11 protein-coding genes and 3 riboswitches are annotated in these 15,918 nt (G+C 71.2%); of the genes, 3 read left to right on the top strand and 8 right to left on the bottom strand.

What is annotated here, in order from left to right; genetic code table 11:
* Nucleotides 1-65: 65 nt before the first annotated feature.
* Together WMF46_RS21250 and dhbC are read right to left on the bottom strand one after the other, a co-directional pair.
* A complete protein-coding gene (locus tag WMF46_RS21250; RefSeq protein ID WP_437987252.1) occupies nt 66-1,736 on the bottom strand; it encodes a (2,3-dihydroxybenzoyl)adenylate synthase in 1,671 nt (556 codons plus the stop codon).
* Entirely contained in the window at nt 1,733-3,001 is a 1,269-nt protein-coding gene (gene dhbC, locus WMF46_RS21245; RefSeq protein WP_437987251.1) for an isochorismate synthase DhbC, read from the bottom strand. Before dhbC ends, WMF46_RS21250 begins: the two co-directional genes overlap by 4 nt.
* 241 nt (nt 3,002-3,242) lie before the next feature.
* A riboswitch (cobalamin riboswitch) is annotated at nt 3,243-3,469 on the top strand.
* A gap of 243 nt (nt 3,470-3,712) precedes the next feature.
* On the opposite strand from dhbC, the gene WMF46_RS21240 reads away from it, so the two are divergent.
* Complete coding sequence (locus WMF46_RS21240; protein ID WP_437987250.1) at nt 3,713-5,707, top strand: TonB-dependent receptor domain-containing protein; 1,995 nt, start codon at nt 3,713-3,715, stop codon at nt 5,705-5,707.
* Nucleotides 5,701-6,933, top strand: a complete 1,233-nt coding sequence (locus WMF46_RS21235; RefSeq protein WP_437987249.1) for a hypothetical protein — start codon at nt 5,701-5,703, stop codon at nt 6,931-6,933. Before WMF46_RS21240 ends, WMF46_RS21235 begins: the two co-directional genes overlap by 7 nt.
* A 34-nt stretch (nt 6,934-6,967) precedes the next feature.
* Here the strand turns inward: WMF46_RS21235 and WMF46_RS21230 are convergent, their stop codons facing one another.
* The 5 genes from WMF46_RS21230 to WMF46_RS21210 all read right to left on the bottom strand — a co-directional run bounded on the left by WMF46_RS21230 (nt 6,968) and on the right by WMF46_RS21210 (nt 13,593).
* Nucleotides 6,968-7,924 carry a ribonucleotide-diphosphate reductase subunit beta gene (locus WMF46_RS21230; protein ID WP_437987919.1) on the bottom strand — a complete coding sequence of 319 codons (957 nt, stop codon included), beginning with the start codon at nt 7,922-7,924 and terminating at the stop codon, nt 6,968-6,970.
* Between the two features lie 59 nt (nt 7,925-7,983).
* Nucleotides 7,984-10,353, bottom strand: coding sequence for a ribonucleoside-diphosphate reductase subunit alpha (locus WMF46_RS21225; protein ID WP_437987918.1), 2,370 nt, complete (start codon nt 10,351-10,353; stop codon nt 7,984-7,986).
* 336 nt (nt 10,354-10,689) lie between these two features.
* A riboswitch (cobalamin riboswitch) is annotated at nt 10,690-10,897 on the bottom strand.
* 121 nt (nt 10,898-11,018) lie between these two features.
* The gene (locus WMF46_RS21220; protein ID WP_437987248.1) at nt 11,019-11,552 is read right to left on the bottom strand and encodes a hypothetical protein; all 534 of its coding nucleotides are present in this window, start codon (nt 11,550-11,552) and stop codon (nt 11,019-11,021) included.
* Nucleotides 11,549-11,845 (bottom strand): hypothetical protein, encoded by a 297-nt coding sequence (locus WMF46_RS21215; protein ID WP_437987247.1) that lies wholly within the window; start codon nt 11,843-11,845, stop codon nt 11,549-11,551. The genes WMF46_RS21220 and WMF46_RS21215 overlap by 4 nt, the downstream gene beginning before the upstream one ends.
* A gap of 284 nt (nt 11,846-12,129) precedes the next feature.
* On the bottom strand, nt 12,130-13,593 hold the full coding sequence (locus WMF46_RS21210) for a dockerin type I domain-containing protein (RefSeq protein WP_437987246.1): 1,464 nt from the start codon (nt 13,591-13,593) through the stop codon (nt 12,130-12,132).
* A 451-nt stretch (nt 13,594-14,044) separates the two neighbouring features.
* Nucleotides 14,045-14,251, bottom strand: a riboswitch (cobalamin riboswitch).
* A 108-nt stretch (nt 14,252-14,359) separates the two neighbouring features.
* On the opposite strand from WMF46_RS21210, the gene WMF46_RS21205 reads away from it, so the two are divergent.
* Complete coding sequence (locus WMF46_RS21205) at nt 14,360-15,226, top strand: NAD-dependent protein deacetylase (protein WP_437987245.1); 867 nt, start codon at nt 14,360-14,362, stop codon at nt 15,224-15,226.
* Between the two features lie 34 nt (nt 15,227-15,260).
* Here WMF46_RS21205 and WMF46_RS21200 read toward each other — a convergent pair whose 3' ends face one another.
* Entirely contained in the window at nt 15,261-15,836 is a 576-nt protein-coding gene (locus WMF46_RS21200; RefSeq protein ID WP_437987244.1) for a prolyl hydroxylase family protein, read from the bottom strand.
* Nucleotides 15,837-15,918: the final 82 nt, after the last annotated feature.

Here is a 15,918-nt window from a genome sequence, read left to right as displayed (position 1 = left end):
GCAGCGCTCCTGTCGATGGAACGGACCGCGGGCGTCGCTGCGCCGCCTGGGCCCGCGCTGTCCTCTCAGGCGCGCGCGCCCTGCGTGAGCCTGTCGGCGATCCACCGGCGGAGCGCCTTCTTGTCCACCTTGCCGACGCTCGTCGTCGGGAGGGCGTCGAGCCACTCGATGCGATCGGGCACCTTGAACTGGGCGACGCCGCGCTCGCGCAGGAAGGCGTTGATCTCCCTCGCCGGCGGCGGTTGCCCGCGGGCCACGAGGAACGCGCACGATCGCTCGCCGAGGTGCGAGTCCGGCATGGCGACGAGCGCCGCGTCGCGCACCGCCGGATGCGCGAGGACGTGGTTCTCGACCTCCTCGGCCGCGATCTTCTCGCCGCCGCGGTTGATCTGATCCTTGGCGCGGCCCTCCACGACGAGGTTGCCCTCTCGGGTCCGCCGCACGAGATCGCCCGCGCGGTAGAAGCCGTCGCGCGTGAACGCCTTCTCGTTGTGCGCGTCGGCCCTGTAATAGCCGCGGATCGTGTAGGGCCCTCGCGTGAGCAGGTGACCGACCTGCCCGGGCTCGACGTCGCGGTCGTCGTCGTCCACGACGCGGACCTCGTCGTGGGGCGAGATGGGCCGCCCCTGCGTCTCGAGCGCGATCGCGTCGGGGTCGTCGAGGCGGGTGTAGTTCACGAGCCCCTCCGCCATCCCGAACACCTGCTGCACCTTGCAGCCCAGGGTCGGCCCCACGCGGCGCGCGACCTCCGCGGGGAGCCTGGCGCCGCCCACCTGGAGCACCTTCAAGCTCGACAGGTCGTGCCGCGCCGTCCGGGCCGACTCCACCCAGACCGAGGCCAGCGGCGGCACGAGCGCGGTCAGCGTGACCCGCTCCCGCTCGATCCACGGGAACGCCTCGTCCGGGCTGGGGCGGCGGCAGAGCACAACGCGGCCGCCGGCGTGGAGCACGCCCAGGCTCCCGGGCGAGCTGAGCGTGAAGTTGTGCGCGACGGGGAGGACGGCGAGGTAGACGCTGCCCTCGTCGAGCCCGCAGATCTCCGCGCTGGCCCGCACGCTGTAGAGGTAGTCGTCGTGCGTCCGCGGGATGAGCTTCGGTACGCCGGTGCTCCCGCCGGACAGCTGGAAGAAGGCGACGTCCCCCGCGGCGGGCTCCGGGAGCTCGACGGGCTCCCGGTCCAGGCTGGAGAGCGCTGTGTGCTCGCCCGGCTCGCCGGCCACGAGCACGTGCCGCAAGGTCCTGACGTCGCGCCGGATCTGGCTCGCGAGCCCGCGGTAATCGAACCCGCCGTCCCGGTCGGCGATGACGTACGCGACCGCCTCGGTGTGCTCGCAGAAATACGCGATCTCGGCGCGCCGGTGCGCGGGCAGGGCCAGCACCGGGAGCGCCCCGAGCCGGAACAGCGCGAAGCACACCTCGAAGAACTCCGCGATGTTCGGGAGCTGGACCACGACGCGATCCCCCGGCCGGAGCCCGAGGTGCAGCAGGCCCGCGGCGAGGCGATGGGCGCGCCGATCGAGCTCCCCGTAGCTCAGCCGGCGATCGCCGCTGACGAGCGCGATCCGATCCGAGTGCCGCGTGGCCCGCTCGCGGAGCAGGCGCCCGAAGGTCTCGCCGCGCCAGTAGCCGGCGCGCCGGTAGAGATCGGCCATCTCGGCCGGCCACGGAGTCCAGCCGTCGAGCGCCTGCGGTCGCGCCTCCGCGGGCGCCTGCCGGCTCTCCTCCGGAGCGCTCATGCCCTCTCCGACGCCTGGTTGAGGCCGAGCGCGTTGAGCATGGTCCCGAGCTTGGCGGTGGTCTCGGCGAGCTCGTGCTCGCCGTTCGATCCGATGACGATCCCGGCCCCGGCATAGAGGCGGAGCGCCCGGCCGGCGACGTCGGCGCAGCGGATGACGACCGCCCACTCGCCGTCGCCGCTCGCGTCGGACCAGCCCACGAGCCCCGTGAAGAACCCGCGATCGAACCGCTCGATCGCCTCGATGGCGTCGCGGGCGCGGTCCGTGGGGTACCCGCACACGGCGGGGGTCGGGTGCAGCGCGGTGGCCAGCTTCATCGAGGAGATCGAGAGATCGCGCAGCTCCCCGGTGAGCCGGCTCGACAGGTGCCACAGCGTCGGGGTCTGCGTGAGCGAGGGCTCGTCGGGGACGCTCAGGCGCCGGCAGAACGGCCGGAGCGCGGCGGCGACGGCGTCGACGACGATCGCGTGCTCATGCCGGTCTTTCTCGGACGCGAGCAGGGCGATCGCCCGCCGGCGGTCCTCGTCGGGGTCGGGGCTGCGGACCGCAGAGCCGGCGAGCGGATTGGCGATCACCCGGAGCCCGGAGCGGGACAGGAGCAGCTCCGGGCTCGCGCCGATGAGCGTCCGCGCGCGCGAGGTCGCGACGCCGCGCTCCACGCTGGAGAGCCCCGCCGTGGGATCCGAGAGGTTGGCGGCGAAGGTGTAGCCGTTCCGGTTCTGCTGCGAGAGGCGCTGGAGGACGAGGCGGAGATCGACCGGCTCTCGCAGGACCATCTCCAGCATCCTGGAGAGGACCACCTTGCTCAGCGCCTCGGACCGCATCAGGCCCACCGCCGTCTCGACGCCGCGCACGTAGTCGCGGGGCTCGGGGACCTGGCGCAGCTCCTGGACGGTGATCGGCAGGTGCGACCGCGGCGATTCCGACGTGGGGTTGAGCGGGCCCGCGCTCTGGATCGCCCTCGGCACGATGAGGTGCGCCGGCGACGTGCTGTTGAACGGCACCGCGCCGACCACCATGGGGAGGCTCTGGCCGGCGCCGGCCCTCGACGCCGACGCGAGCACCCTCGTGACGCGGTCCGCGAGGCGATCGCCCTGATCCGCGCCGTTCGGCTCGAGGATCATGTCGTGTACGCCCTGCGCGAGGAGCGTGCGTGTCGGCGACGCGAAGAAGAACGCCGACTCAGGGGTGTATTGCTTCAACAGCTGCCCTGCGTTCACCGCGGGCAGCGCGACAGAGGCCGGTATCGAGATGGAACTCGTCACATTCAGCTCCGATGGGCGTCGAGAGCCACGTGGGCTCAGGTCATCGGGCGCTGGACGTCAGGTCTCGGGCCGCTCGTCTCTAATAACTGATAAAGAAAATCAGTTTCAAGTAACTCATGGCACGCGCGTGCAAGACTGTCAAGGGACTCCCGATTCTGTCTCGGGTGTGCGTCGCCGGTGGCCCGTGGACGGGGCGCTCCGGGCCTTCGCTTCTGCGTTGACATCCTGCGTGACGGGTGCGACGAGTCGCCCCGCCATCGGTGCTCGTCCGGCCAACCCCTGGCGAGCTGAAAAGGGAACCCGGTGAGAATCCGGGACTGCCCCCGCAGCGGTGAACGGGAACGACCATCACCAAGAAGCACTGGGCATGCACCAGAGCAGCCTGGGAAGCGGTGATGTGTAGGAGAGCGACCGGCGACGGCCGCAGCGCCCGTGAGTCCGAAGACCTGCCGAAGGTGCGCGCGCCGGTGCTCTGGCGCGCGCTGACCTGAGCCTTCGAGGGGAAGGCGTCCAGGCTCTCGACCACCTCGCTCGCGCGCGGTGCCGTGGCCCGTCACGCAGCCCCCTCGCTTCGGCTCTCAGCTCACCCGGAGCAGCGCTGGGTCGACGCGGGCAGGCGGCGCGTGAATGGTTGATTCCTCTGATCGTCGGTCGCGGCGGCGCCGGAGCGCCGGCGCGGCGTGCTGGCTCGCGCTCGCGGTCGGAAGCGCCGTGACAGCCTCGCCTGCCGCCCGCGCGGACGATCGGCGCAGGCCGGAGGCCGAGCAGGAGGGCGATCGCGCTGCCGCTCCGCCGGAGACAGCCCCGCTGGAGGTGCGCGTCGAGGGGGATCGCCTGCGCGCGCCCGCGCCGCCCAAGGACAGGTCCGTCGCGGGGTCGGTGCTGGGCCGCGAGCGCCTCATCGGCGCGGGGCTCGGGGCGGCGGACGTGCTCCGCACGCAGCCGGGCGTCCTCATCATCGAGTCGGGCGGCTTCGGCGGGCCGGCGACCGCGGCCCTCCGGGGAGCGACCGCCACGCAGACGCCGGTGTACCTCGCCGGCGTCCGCCTGAACGACGACGTCGTGGGGACGGCGGACCTCTCCCTCGTGCCCCTCTGGCTCATCGAGCGCATCGAGATCTACCGCGGCCACGCGCCCATCGAGGCCGACCGCCTCGGCCCCGGCGGCGCGATCTTCTTCGAGCCGCGGCGGCCTTCGCGGACGACGGCCGGCGTGGGTGCCATGGCGGGCTCGCTCGGCGCGCGGCGCGGGTGGGGGTTCGCCGGCGCCAGCGCGGGCCCGGTGAGCGCGATCGTCGGGGTGAGCGCGGAGGCCGCGGAGAACCGCTACGCGTTCGTCAACGATGGCGGGACGCTCTTCGACGAGAGCGACGACACCCTGGAGCGCCGGCAGAACGCCGACGTGCGCACGATCGACGCGTGGGCGCTCGCGCGCGTCGAGCTCGGGGGCGGCGCGATCGTCGACGTGATCGCGAACGGCACCGGCCGCGAGCAGGGCGTGCCGAGGCTCGCGCTCCTGCCGTCCCGAGAAGCGCGGGGGGAGTCGCGGCGCGCGCTGGCGTCCGTCGCGGCGCGGGTGCCGTTCGGCGGAGAGGCGCAGCACACGCTCGAGGCGCGCACCTCGTTCATCGAGGCGCGGTCGGAGGTCCATGATCCTCTCTTCGAGCTCGCGCTGCAGACGCCGGAGCTCCGGCTCGCCGGCCGCCGCCTGGAGCAGACGCTCGGGGCGACGCTCTCCTTCGCCGACCGGCTCCGGGTGCGGCCCGTGCTCTCGGTCGCGCGCGAGGGCATCTCACGCGCGCCGGACGACGTCCCGCTCGCGCGGTCGCGGCGCTCGTTCGCGCGCGGCGCCGTCAGCGCGGAGGCGCGCCTCGGCGAGGGGCTCGCGCTGCACGCCCTCGCGAGCGGGGAGTGCCACGCCACCGGCGCGGACCGGGGGCGCCCTTGCGACGTGCTCGTCCCGACCGGGCGGGTCGGCGTGGAGGCGGGGAGCGACAGGCTCCGGTTCCTCGCGACCGTGGGCCGCTACGTCCGCGTCCCGACGCTCGGCGAGGTGTACGGCGTCTCCGGCGTCGTCCATGGCAACGCGGAGCTCGAGCCGGAGTCGGGCGCCACGATCGAGGCCGGGATCCGGGCGCAGACGGGGCGCGGCGCCGTGCTGCGCGGCGCCTTCCTCGACGTGTTCGCGTTCGGGAGCGCGGTCTCCGGGCTCGTCGCGTACGAGAAGTCCGGTCAGGGCTACGTGAGCCCGTACAACGTCGGCCGCGCCCGCGTCGTGGGCGCGGAGCTGCTGGCCGGGGTCGAGGTGACCCCGTTCCTCCGCGCCGAGATCGCAGCGACGCTGCTCGATCCGCGGGACACGACGCCGGGGCGGACGACGAGGAACGACCTCCTCCCGTTCCGCTCGCGCCTCGTCGTCGCGCCGCGCCTGCACGCCGAGTGGAAGCGCCCGGGCGGCGCCGTGTTCTCGGGCGCGTCGGGCGAGATCCGGGCCGTGTACCAGTCGAGCCGGTACGCCGATCCCGCCGGGCTCGGCGTGATCGCGGAGCAAGCGACCCTCGACCTCGACGCGGAGGCGAGGTGGCTCGGCGGGCACCTCGCGGTGAGAGGTCGCGTCGCGGACCTCCTGGACGCGCGGCGCACGGATGTCGTCGGGTTTCCGCTCCCGGGACGGAGCGTGTTTTTCACACTGGAGTCAACATGGTGAAGATCAGTCTATTTGCGTTCGCGATCTCGATTCCGCTCCTCGGGTGCAACGTGGATTCGCCGCCGCCGTCGACGGGCGGCGTCCACGGCGGCGGCGACGGCGACGCGTGTGAGAGCGGCGTCGTCATCGTGACGAGCGACTACCAGTCGACGAACATCGCTGTGTCGGACCTCGACGGGACCACCCTGTCGCCCTCCTTCGTGTCGAGCGGCGCGGCGAAGCCGGGGCTCAGCCTCGCGCTGTCCGGCGACGTCGACGTCCCGAGGGCGGCGTCGCCGTCCGGCCGGGTGGTCCTGCTCGATCGGTTCGGCACGAACGTGATCACCTGGATGGATCTCGAGACCGCCGAGGTCCTCGCGCAGCTCCCGGTCGGGCAGGGGTTCGAGTCGAACCCTCAGGACTACATCGAGGTGGGCGCGGACCGCGCGCTCGTGTCGCGCTACGGGAGCAACCCGAGCCCGGGCGTGGAGCCGTTCGACGAGGGCGGCGATCTCCTGATCGTCGACACGAAGGAGTACTCCATCGCGGGGCGCATCGCCCTGCCGGAGGAGGAAGAGGGGCTCCTGCCGCGCCCGTCGGGGATGGCGCGCGTCGGTGACGAGGTGGTCGTGGCCCTCGGCCGGCTCGCCGCGGACCTCTCGACCGTGGGCGAAGGGCGCTTCGTGGGCGTCTCGCCGGAGCAGGGCGCTGTCACATGGACGGTCGACGTGCAGGGGCTCTACGGCTGCGGGCGTCTCGCCGTGTCGCCCTCGGGAGAGCGGCTGGCGGTCGCCTGCTCGAGCCGCTTCGACGCCGAGGCGATGGAGTACGACCCGGCGACGAGCGACGTCGTGATCTACGACGCTCGCACCTCGCCCCCGGAGGAGATCAAGCGGCTCGGCGTGGCGAGGGCGCTCGGCGCCGCGGTCCAGCCCACGCTCGCCTTCGCCTCCGAGGACGTGCTTCTCGGGACGGCCTACGCGGGCAGCGCGTCCGCCGGGGACCGCGCCTTCTCCGTGAGCATCACCACGGGCGAGGTCACGACGCTCGCCCTGGCGACCCAGCCCTACGCCTTCGGCGGCGTCCACTGCTCGCCCGGCTGCGGCGATGTCTGCCTGCTGAGCGACGCGGAGAGGAGCAAGCTCCGCCGCTGGAAGGTGGCGGCGAACGGCGCGCTCGAGCCGCTGGAGGACGCGACCGTCGACACCGAGATCGGGCTCCCGCCGCGAGGGATCGGCGGGCTCTGATCGGCCCCGCGGGCGGTACGTCGGTTGATGGGCGTCAGAACGCGGCGTCGAGGACGACCTCCCCGGAGACGCCGACCTGGTACGCGGAGACGCGGCGCTCGAAGAAGTTCGTGACCTCCTGGACGTCTTGAAGATCCATGAACGAGAACGGGTTCTTCGCCCCGTAGCGCTTCGGCATGCCGAGCGTGGCGAGCCGCTGGTCGGCGCAGAACTCGAGGTAGCTGCGCACGTCGCGCGCCGACATGCCCGCCACGCCGGCGCCGAGGAGATCCTCGGCGAACCGGGCCTCGCAGGCGATCGCCTCATCCATCATGTCGAGGATCGACCGCGAGAGCCCGGCGTCGAAGAGCTCGGGCTCCTCGCGCCGCGCCGTGCTCACGACCTCGAAGGCGAAGCGCATGTGCGCGCTCTCGTCGCGGAAGACCCAGCTCGTCCCCGCGGCGAGCCCGTGGAGCAGGCCGCGCGAGCGCAGGAAGTACACGTACGCGAACGCGCCGAAGAAGAAGAGGCCCTCGACGCACGCGGCGAAGCAGATGAGGTTCAGGAGGAACCGCCGCCGCTCGGCGCGCGAGTCCAGCCGCCCGAGCGACTCGACGGAATCGATCCACCGCATGCAGAAATCGGCCTTCTGGCGGATCGAGGGGATGTTCTCCACGGCCGCGAAGGCGCGGTGACGGTCCTCGGGATCGGGGATGTACGTGTCGAGGAGCGTCAGATAGAACTGGACGTGGAGCGCCTCTTCGTAGAGCTGCCGGGACAGGTACATCCGCGCCTCCGGGGCGTTGATGTGCCTGTACAGGTTGAGGACGAGGTTGTTCGCCACGATGGAGTCCCCCGTGGCGAAGAACGCGACGAGGCGCTGCACGAGGTGCCGCTCCGCGTCGGTCATCTTCCGCAGGTCGCCCACGTCCGTGGAGAAGTCGACCTCCTCCACGGTCCACGTGTTCTTGATGGCGGAGCGGTACATCTCGAAGAAGGCCGGATAGGCCATCGGGCGCAGCGTGAGGCACTGGCCCGGATCGAGGAGGCGCGCGGGGCGGCTGACGCGGCTCACTGGCAGGCCTCGCAGGCTTCGGGGTTCTCGAGCGCGCAGGCCACGTCCGCGGCCGCCTTCGCCGGCGCCGCCTCCACGGTCGCCTTGGTGATGCGCGTCGCGGGGCGCGATCGCAGGTAGTAGGTCGTCTTGAGCCCCTTCTTCCATGCGTGGAAGTACATGCTCGAGAGCTGACCGATGGTGGGGTTCTCGATGAAGAGGTTCAGCGACTGGCTCTGATCGATGAAGGCCCCGCGATCCGCGGCCATGTCGATCAGCGAGCGCATCGGGATCTCCCACGCCGTCCGGAACACGGCGCGGAGCTCCTCGGGCAGCTCGTCCATGCCCTGGACCGAGCCCTCCGCGAGCTTGAGCCGGGCGCGCACCGCGTCGTTCCAGGCGCCGAGCCGCTTGAGCTCCGCGACCAGGTAGCGGTTCATCTGCAGGAAGTCCCCCGAGAGCGTCTCGCGCTTGAAGAGGTTGGACACCTGCGGCTCGATGCACTCGTAGCAGCCCGCGATCGACGCGATGGTGGCCGTCGGCGCGATGGCGACGAGCAGCGAGTTCCTGAGCCCCTCGGCGCGGACGCGCGCGCGGAGCGCCTCCCAGCGCGCCGCGTCCTCCGGGACGGCGCCCCACGCGTCGAACTGGAGCTCTCCGCGCGCGGCGCGCGTCTCGTCGAACGCCGGGTGCCGCCCCTTCTCCGCCGCGAGGTCCGCGGACGTCGAGAGCGCGTGGTAATACACCTCCTCCGAGATCCGCCTGGAGAGCTCCCGCGCCGCCGGGGCGTCGAAGGGCAGGCGCATCTGGAAGAACACGTCCTGCAGGCCCATGAGCCCGAGCCCGACGGGCCGCCAGCGGAGGTTCGATCGCCTCGTCGAGGGGATGGGGTAGTAGTTGAGGTCGATGACGCGGTCGAGCTGGCGGACCGCGGTCCCCACCGTGCGCGCGAGCTTCTCGAAGTCGAACGCGACCGCGCCGTCCGCCAGCGTGACCGTGTGGCGAGCGAGGTTGATCGAGCCCAGGTTGCAGACGGCCGACTCCTCGTTCGAGGTCACCTCCAGGATCTCGGTGCAGAGGTTCGAGAGGTGGACTACCCGGCCCGGCAGCGCCGTCTGGTTGCAGGCGCGGTTCGACTTGTCCTTGAACGTCATCCAGCCGTTGCCGGTCTGCGCGAGCGTGCGCATCATCCGCGCGTAGAGCTCGCGGGCCTTCATCGTCTTCTTGGCGAGGCCCGCCCGCTCGGCCTCGACGTACCGACGATCGAACTCCTCACCGTAGAGATCGGGGAGATCGCGCACGTCCTTCGGGTCGAACAGGCTCCATTCGCCGTCGGCCTCGACCCGCTTCATGAAGAGGTCCGGGACCCAGCTCGCGAGGTTCAGGTTGTGGGTGCGCGCGGCCTCGTCGCCGGTGTTGTCGCGCAGCGAGAGGAACTCCTCGACGTCGGCGTGCCACGGCTCGAGGTAGACGCAGCAGGCGCCCTTGCGCTTGCCGCCCTGGTTCACGGCCGCGACGGACGCGTCGAGCGTCTTGAGCCACGGCACGATCCCGCTGGAGTGCCCGTTGGTGCTCTCGATGAGCGAGCCGCGCGAGCGCACCCGGTGGTAGGCGAGCCCGATGCCGCCCGAGAACTTCGAGAGCATCGCGACGTCGGTGTAGCGCTGGTAGATGGTCTCTAGGTGATCGTCCGGCGAGTCGAGCAGAAAGCAGCTCGAGAGCTGCTCGTGGCTCGTCCCGGAGTTGAACATCGTCGGTGAGCTCGGCAGGTAATCGAGCGACGAGAAGAGCCGGTAGAGCTCGATGGCCTGCGCCGCCGTCTCGGAGAGCGCGCACGCGATGCGCAGGAAGAACTGCTGCGGCGTCTCGATGACGAGGCGCGTCTCGGGGTGCTTCAGCAGGTAGCGGTCGTAGAGGGTCCGCAGGCCGAAGTACTCGAGCTCGTGATCGCGCCTCGGCTCGATGGCGTCGTTCAGCTTGCGGGCGTTCTGCGCCACGAAGCCGTGGAGCCGATCGTTGATGAGGCCCAGCCGCCGCCCCACGGCGATGGACTGCGAGAAGGCGTGGATCTCCTGATTGCGGACTTCCTTGTCGATGGTCGTGGCGAGCAGGCGCGCCGCGAGCTTCGCGTACTGGGGCTCATCCGCGATGAGCGACGCCGCCGTCTGGATGGAGAGCTGATCGAGCTCGCGCGTCGTCGCGCCGTCGTAGAGGCCGCTGATGGTCTTCGTCGCGACGCGGAGCGCGTCCACGTCGGACAGGGCCGCGCAAGAGCGGCTCACCGCCCGGACGATCTTGTTGACGTCCACGGGCTCGCTCGACCCGTTCCTCTTCTTCACCCGCATCGTCGTGTGCGGGGGCGTCTCCTCCGCGCCGGCGCTCGTCATGGCGGGCGCATGAGGTGCGTGGGGTGCGTGGAGCGCGCGCAACGGCGCCGCGCCGTTGCTCTTCACCAACGGTTCGTTCAGCATGGCATCCTCCTCGTGCTCGTTCCGAGCGGTCCCGGACCGCTCGCGTCGATGCCGCGAGAGCGAAGAGGCCAGCCGATGCGCACGGGTGCGCCAGGCTCTTTTGAGGAGCCCTCGGACCGACCGCTCGCCCCCGCGGGCGAAAGGAAGACAGCGCGGGAGGGGGTCGGAACCGGGACAAGCGCGAGAGTCTGCGCCAGCTCGGACCTACCCGCCTCCCTCGAGGCTTCCAGGTCAAACCGGCGCCGGATGTCTCCCCAGCGCAGGATGTTGGCAGGTCTTCGGGCTCACGAGCGCTCCGGCTCTCGCCGGGTTCCTACGGTCCACCGCTTCCCAGCCCGAGGGCCAGTGCGCGTCGTGGAGATCGTTCTCGCTTACCGCTGCGGGGCAGCCCCGGATTCACACCGGGTTCCCTTTTGAGCCCCGGGCCGAAGCCCGAGGCACCAACATGAGGCACTACATATTGCGGTGCCGAGCGCAGGTCAAGCGATATGTTGGGGGTGGCCGGACGAGCGGGGTGATCGACCTGCTGTCATTCCATCGGCGTACCATCGGCGTACCATTGGCGTATTTGCCGTGGATGGTCATTGGCAGGATGCGTTCACGATCGCCACGGCGTCGAGATCGAAGGTGCCGTTCGGGCCGGCCATGTCCACGCGATCCGTGATCCGCACATAGCGGACGAAATCGAGGCCGACGTCGGTGAGGTCGAAGGCATCGCCGCCCGCGACGGCGGGATCTGTGGGATCGATGGAGTTCGTTTCGGGGTTCGCCAGCACAGGGTGCCAGCCGGCGCAGTGGTCATAGGGGGCCGCCGTGGCCTTGCACGAGTAAGCTTTCCAGTCGACGCCGTCCTGGCTGACCTCGACGGTCGCGAGCTCGGCGAACACGGTGGTTGGGGTGCTCTGGAACGCGTTCTCGAAGACGATGAAATCCGGCCCCGGGCCATCGACGATGAGGTTGCCAGAGAAACCGAAGGTGACGGTGCCGCCGTTGCCGAGGGACACCACGTCGGCCGAGCCGCCGCAACAACCCCCACCCTTGGGAGGACCGAAGGCGATGTCCGGGAACTTGTCCTGTCCGAATGGTTGGCCTGGCCCGAAGCGAAAACTGATCACCTCGGAAGCAAACACCGTTTCCGTGCCGGTGCAGCCTTCTCCTGCGCCGCCGGCGGCTCCGGAGCCGCCAGCGCCATCTGCGCCGCCGGTGCTGCCGGCGCCGCCAGCGCCATCTGCACCTCCGGAGCCACCAGCGCCGCCAGAGCCATCGGCGCCTCCGGTGCTGGCGGCGCCACCGACGCCTCCGGTGCTGCCAGCGCCTCCGGTGCTGCCAGCGCCTCCGGTGCCGCCAGCGCCGCCAGCGCCGCCAGAGCCGTCGGCGCCTCCGGTGCTGCCGGCACCGCCAGCACCATCGGCGCCTCCGGCACCCCCAGCGCCGCCGACCTCTCCAGCTCCGGAGGTGGAGCTTGTTCCGCCCGCTCCGCCTTCACCGCCAGCGCCGCCGGACCCCTGCGCGGCTCCACCACCCGTGCCGCCGGTCCCGCTCCCGGACGGGGAGCTCTCGGATCCGCAGGCGATGAGCGCGAATATCGAAAGGAGCGCGCTCGCGCGCGCCATACGAGACACCATGAGACCTCCGAGGGCGGGGGCGCGATCCATCGGAGCATCCCGACGCGGCGCTGCCCGCGCCCAAACATCAATAGAACGGCGCCGACGTGTTGTTTCGCGCGAGGTAGATGTTGTAATCGGCCGTGTTGACGTACCCATCGCCGTTGAAGTCGGCGTGCTGGTTGTACCCTGGGTTGCCCAGCTGGGTGTTCATCGCGGCGCTGAGGATGGTGTAGTCGCCCGTGTCCACGTCGCCGTCGTTGTCGAGATCCGCGTCCGCGATGTTCCCGAAGCCGTCGCCGTCGGTGTCGCGCTGGTTCACGTTCGCCGTGAGGTAGGCGTTGTCCGCGCCGTCGGGCACGCCGTCGCTGTCCGAGTCCGGCGCGCCGTCGGGGAAGTACAGCGTCACCTTCGGCGTCACGCCGACCTCCCAGTAATCCCAGGCGCTCCCGGCCGAGTAGCACTGCCCGGCGGGGGAGGAGTACTCGTCGCCCGATGGGTTCCACACGATCGCCAGGGCGCTCGTGTGGCTTACGAACGCGATGGGCGACGTCGAGCTGTCATCCTCGCAGGGGTCCGGCGTGAACTCGAGGTACTGCGACGAGCTCGCCTCGTTGACCGGCGTCTGGCTGCCCCCGAGGACGGCCGTGACCACGCTGGCGCGGACGAGCGCCGCGTATCCGTTCTCGCTCGCGCCGCCGACGCCGAACGCGTCTCCGCCGCCCACGTGCAGCGTGTCGTCCTCGTCGAAGCCGAGCGCCGCCGCGTTCAGCACGTTGCTCGCCAGGAGCGAGCCCTCGCTGCCGCCGAACGCATACGGGCCCGACGTGCCGTCGATGGCGTCCTCGATGTCGGCCGCCGCCCAGATGCGGATTTCACCGGTCCGGTTGGGCGACGGCTGATAGCCGATCCCGGTGACGAGGTTGCCCCCGGAGTCCACGGCGATCCCCCCGGATGCGCCCGGGATGCTCGTGATCAGCGGGATCTCCACGATGGGCGACGCGGTCAGGTCGAGGGCATAGACGCCGCTCGTGTAGACACCCTGGACGCTATAGCCGCCGTTGATGACGAGCGCGTCGTTCCCGTACCAGGCCCCGTCGTAGTAGTCGACGTCGAGCTCGATCACCTGCCCGTGGCTGAGCAGGTCAGGCGGCGAGGTGATGCTGAGGATCGAGCTCGGGAACACGAGCAGCGGCGCCCCGTAGCCGACGCCGAGCGCGATCGTGCTGCCGTCCGGCGAGATGGCGAGGAAGCTCGGGTCCATCGGCCCGTCGCTCAGGGTGGCGACGGGCACGTAGACGCTCGATCCATAGTTCTTCTGCAGATACAGGGTCTGATCGTTGGCGACGAGGAGCCGTCCGGCCAGCTCGTAGCCATCGATCTCCTGGGCCGTCGTGGGGAACCCGTCCAGCGCTGTGAACCACCCGTCGGCGATGCTGGGCAGATTGAATGTATACGACGTGTTGCCCCCGTACTCGTCGAAGGCGTCTGCGAACGCCGACGGCGAGAGCAGGAGGAGCGTCGCGGCAACCAAAGATGCAGAAATGCGCATAAGGCCTATTCCCTTTCCACCTCTACTACCAACAGGAGGGGTCGCGAGCCGGCGCACCCCACCCCACGCCTCGCTCGAGGGCTGAACCCTCGGTGGAGAGCGGGGGAGCGCGCGTGGTCAAGCCTGGTCGCGACCGCGGATGGGGAGAGCGCGTCGTGCCGACCCTCTACCGGAAACGCTCAGCACAACACCACTCCTTGCCCGCGTCGTCCGGAGCGGCGCGAGCCCGCTCGGCGCGAGTTCGCGAGGTACGGAGGAGCCGGCCAAGAAGAGGCGCGGACGCGCTGAACCTTCGATAAAGAGCCATCGGACCGACCCCTCGCCCCCGCGGGCGACTGTGTAAGGAAGACGCGGGGGACGGGTCGGAACCGGGACAGGCGCGAGAGTCTGCGCCAGCTCGGACCTACCCGCCTCCCTCGAGGCTTCCAGGTCAAACCGGCGCTGGATGTCTCCCCTGCGCAGGATGTTGGCAGGTCTTCGGGCTCACGAGCGCTCCGGCTCTCGCCGGGTTCCTACGGTCCACCGCTTCCCAGCCCGAGGGCCAGTGCTCGTCGTGGAGATCGTTCTCGCTTACCGCTGCGGGGCAGCCCCGGACTCACACCGGGTTCCCTTTTGAGCCCCGGGCGAAGCCAGGGGCACCAACACGGGTGCTTACATATGGCCGCGCGGCCGACCGGTCAAGCGAGATGTTCCGCGGAGCTCGGACCGCGCGGTCGACACACGCTGGCCTGGCGGTGCGCGTCGTGGCGGGCCACAACCCGGGCATATGCCGCTCAGCGAAGCGCGTCCGGCCGATCCGCTCGACGACCTCGTCGCGCTCCTGCGCGGCAAGCGGATCGTGGCGCTGACGGGCGCGGGGTGCAGCACCGAGTCCGGCATCCCCGATTATCGAGGGCCCGAGACGCGGCGCCGCGCGCGGAACCCGATCCAGGGGCGGGAGTTCTCCCGCTCGGCCGAGATCCGGCAGCGCTACTGGGCGCGCGCCGTGATCGGCTGGGAGCGGTTCTCCAGGGCCGAGCCCAACCCCGCCCACCGCGCCCTCGCGCGGCTCGAGCAGGCGGGGCAGCTCGATGGCCTCATCACGCAGAACGTCGACGGCCTCCACCAGGCCGCGGGCAGCCGCCGCGTCATCGAGCTGCACGGGACGCTCTCCGAGGTCGCCTGCCTCGCGTGCGGCGCGATGGAGCGGCGCGCCGCCCTCCAGGAGCGGCTCCTCGCCCAGAACCCCGGCTGGCTGCGCCTCGCGGCCGACCTCGCCCCCGACGGCGACGCCGACCTGCCCGCCGAGCGCGTGGCGGGCTTCCGTGCGCCGCCGTGCCTCCGCTGCGATGGGCCGCTCAAGCCGCGCGTCGTCTTCTTCGGCGAGAACGTGGCCAGGCCGATCGTCGACGCGGCGTTCGCGCTCGTGGACGCGGCGGACGCGCTCCTCGTCGTCGGCTCGTCGCTGGCGGTCTTCTCGGGCTACCGCTTCGTGCTGCGCGCCGCGCAGCGAGGCACCCCGATCGCCATGATCAACCTCGGCTCCGCGCGCGGCGAGGAGCTCGGCGCGCTGAAGATCGAGGCCCGCGCCGGCGAGGTGCTGCCGCGCCTCGCCGAGGCGCTCGGCGCCGGCGCCACCGCGGCGCCCCGCTGAGGCGCCGAGCGCCGGCGCACGCGCGGCGCTGGCATCACCCGCGCTGGTACATCACGTCGCTGCGGAGGACGTACTTGCTCCCCCGTGTCACGGCGGCGCCGCGGTGGAGCCGGCGGTGCTCGAACAGGAGCGCCATCCCGCGCCGCGGGGCGATGCTCCGGCCGCCCCAGAAATCGGTCGTGCCGCCCTCGAAATCGTCGTTCAGGTAGATCATCGCGGTGAACAGGCTCCGCTCGCCGCCGGATCGCACGAACGAGCCGTCGCCGTGCCAGTTGAAATATTCGCCCTCGGTGTAGCGATAGTAGCGGAAGCGCTCGTTCAGCCCGACGGCGCGGTGGAGGCCGAAGCTCGGCGGCGTCCAGGGCGCGAGCCGCTCCCAGAGGCTCGCGGCGAGGTCCGGATCGTCGATCATGACGCGGCCGTTCTTGCGCACCTCGAGGTTGATCACCTCGCTGCCTCCGATCGGCGCCTGCTCGAAGCCTCGCGCCTCGGCGAGCGCGATGAAGCCCTCGCACTCCTCGGGCGACAGGACGTTCGTCACCGTGAAGATGCGGAGATCGTCGGTGTAGTCGGTGCACTGGGCGGTCCGTTCGGCGTGCAGGGTGCTCATGCGTGAAGCGTGGGTCCGGGCGGACCGGATCCGGAAGGGCGGGACCCGGGCAGGACCGGGCAGGACCGGGCAGCGCGGTGGA

The sequence above is a fragment of the Sorangium sp. So ce117 genome (genome assembly GCF_051524395.1).
In the GTDB taxonomy this organism is placed as follows: domain Bacteria; phylum Myxococcota_A; class Polyangia; order Polyangiales; family Polyangiaceae; genus Sorangium; species Sorangium cellulosum_B.
The sequence above is the reverse complement of the archived record's forward strand: the minus strand, read 5'-3'. Positions and strand labels throughout refer to the sequence as shown.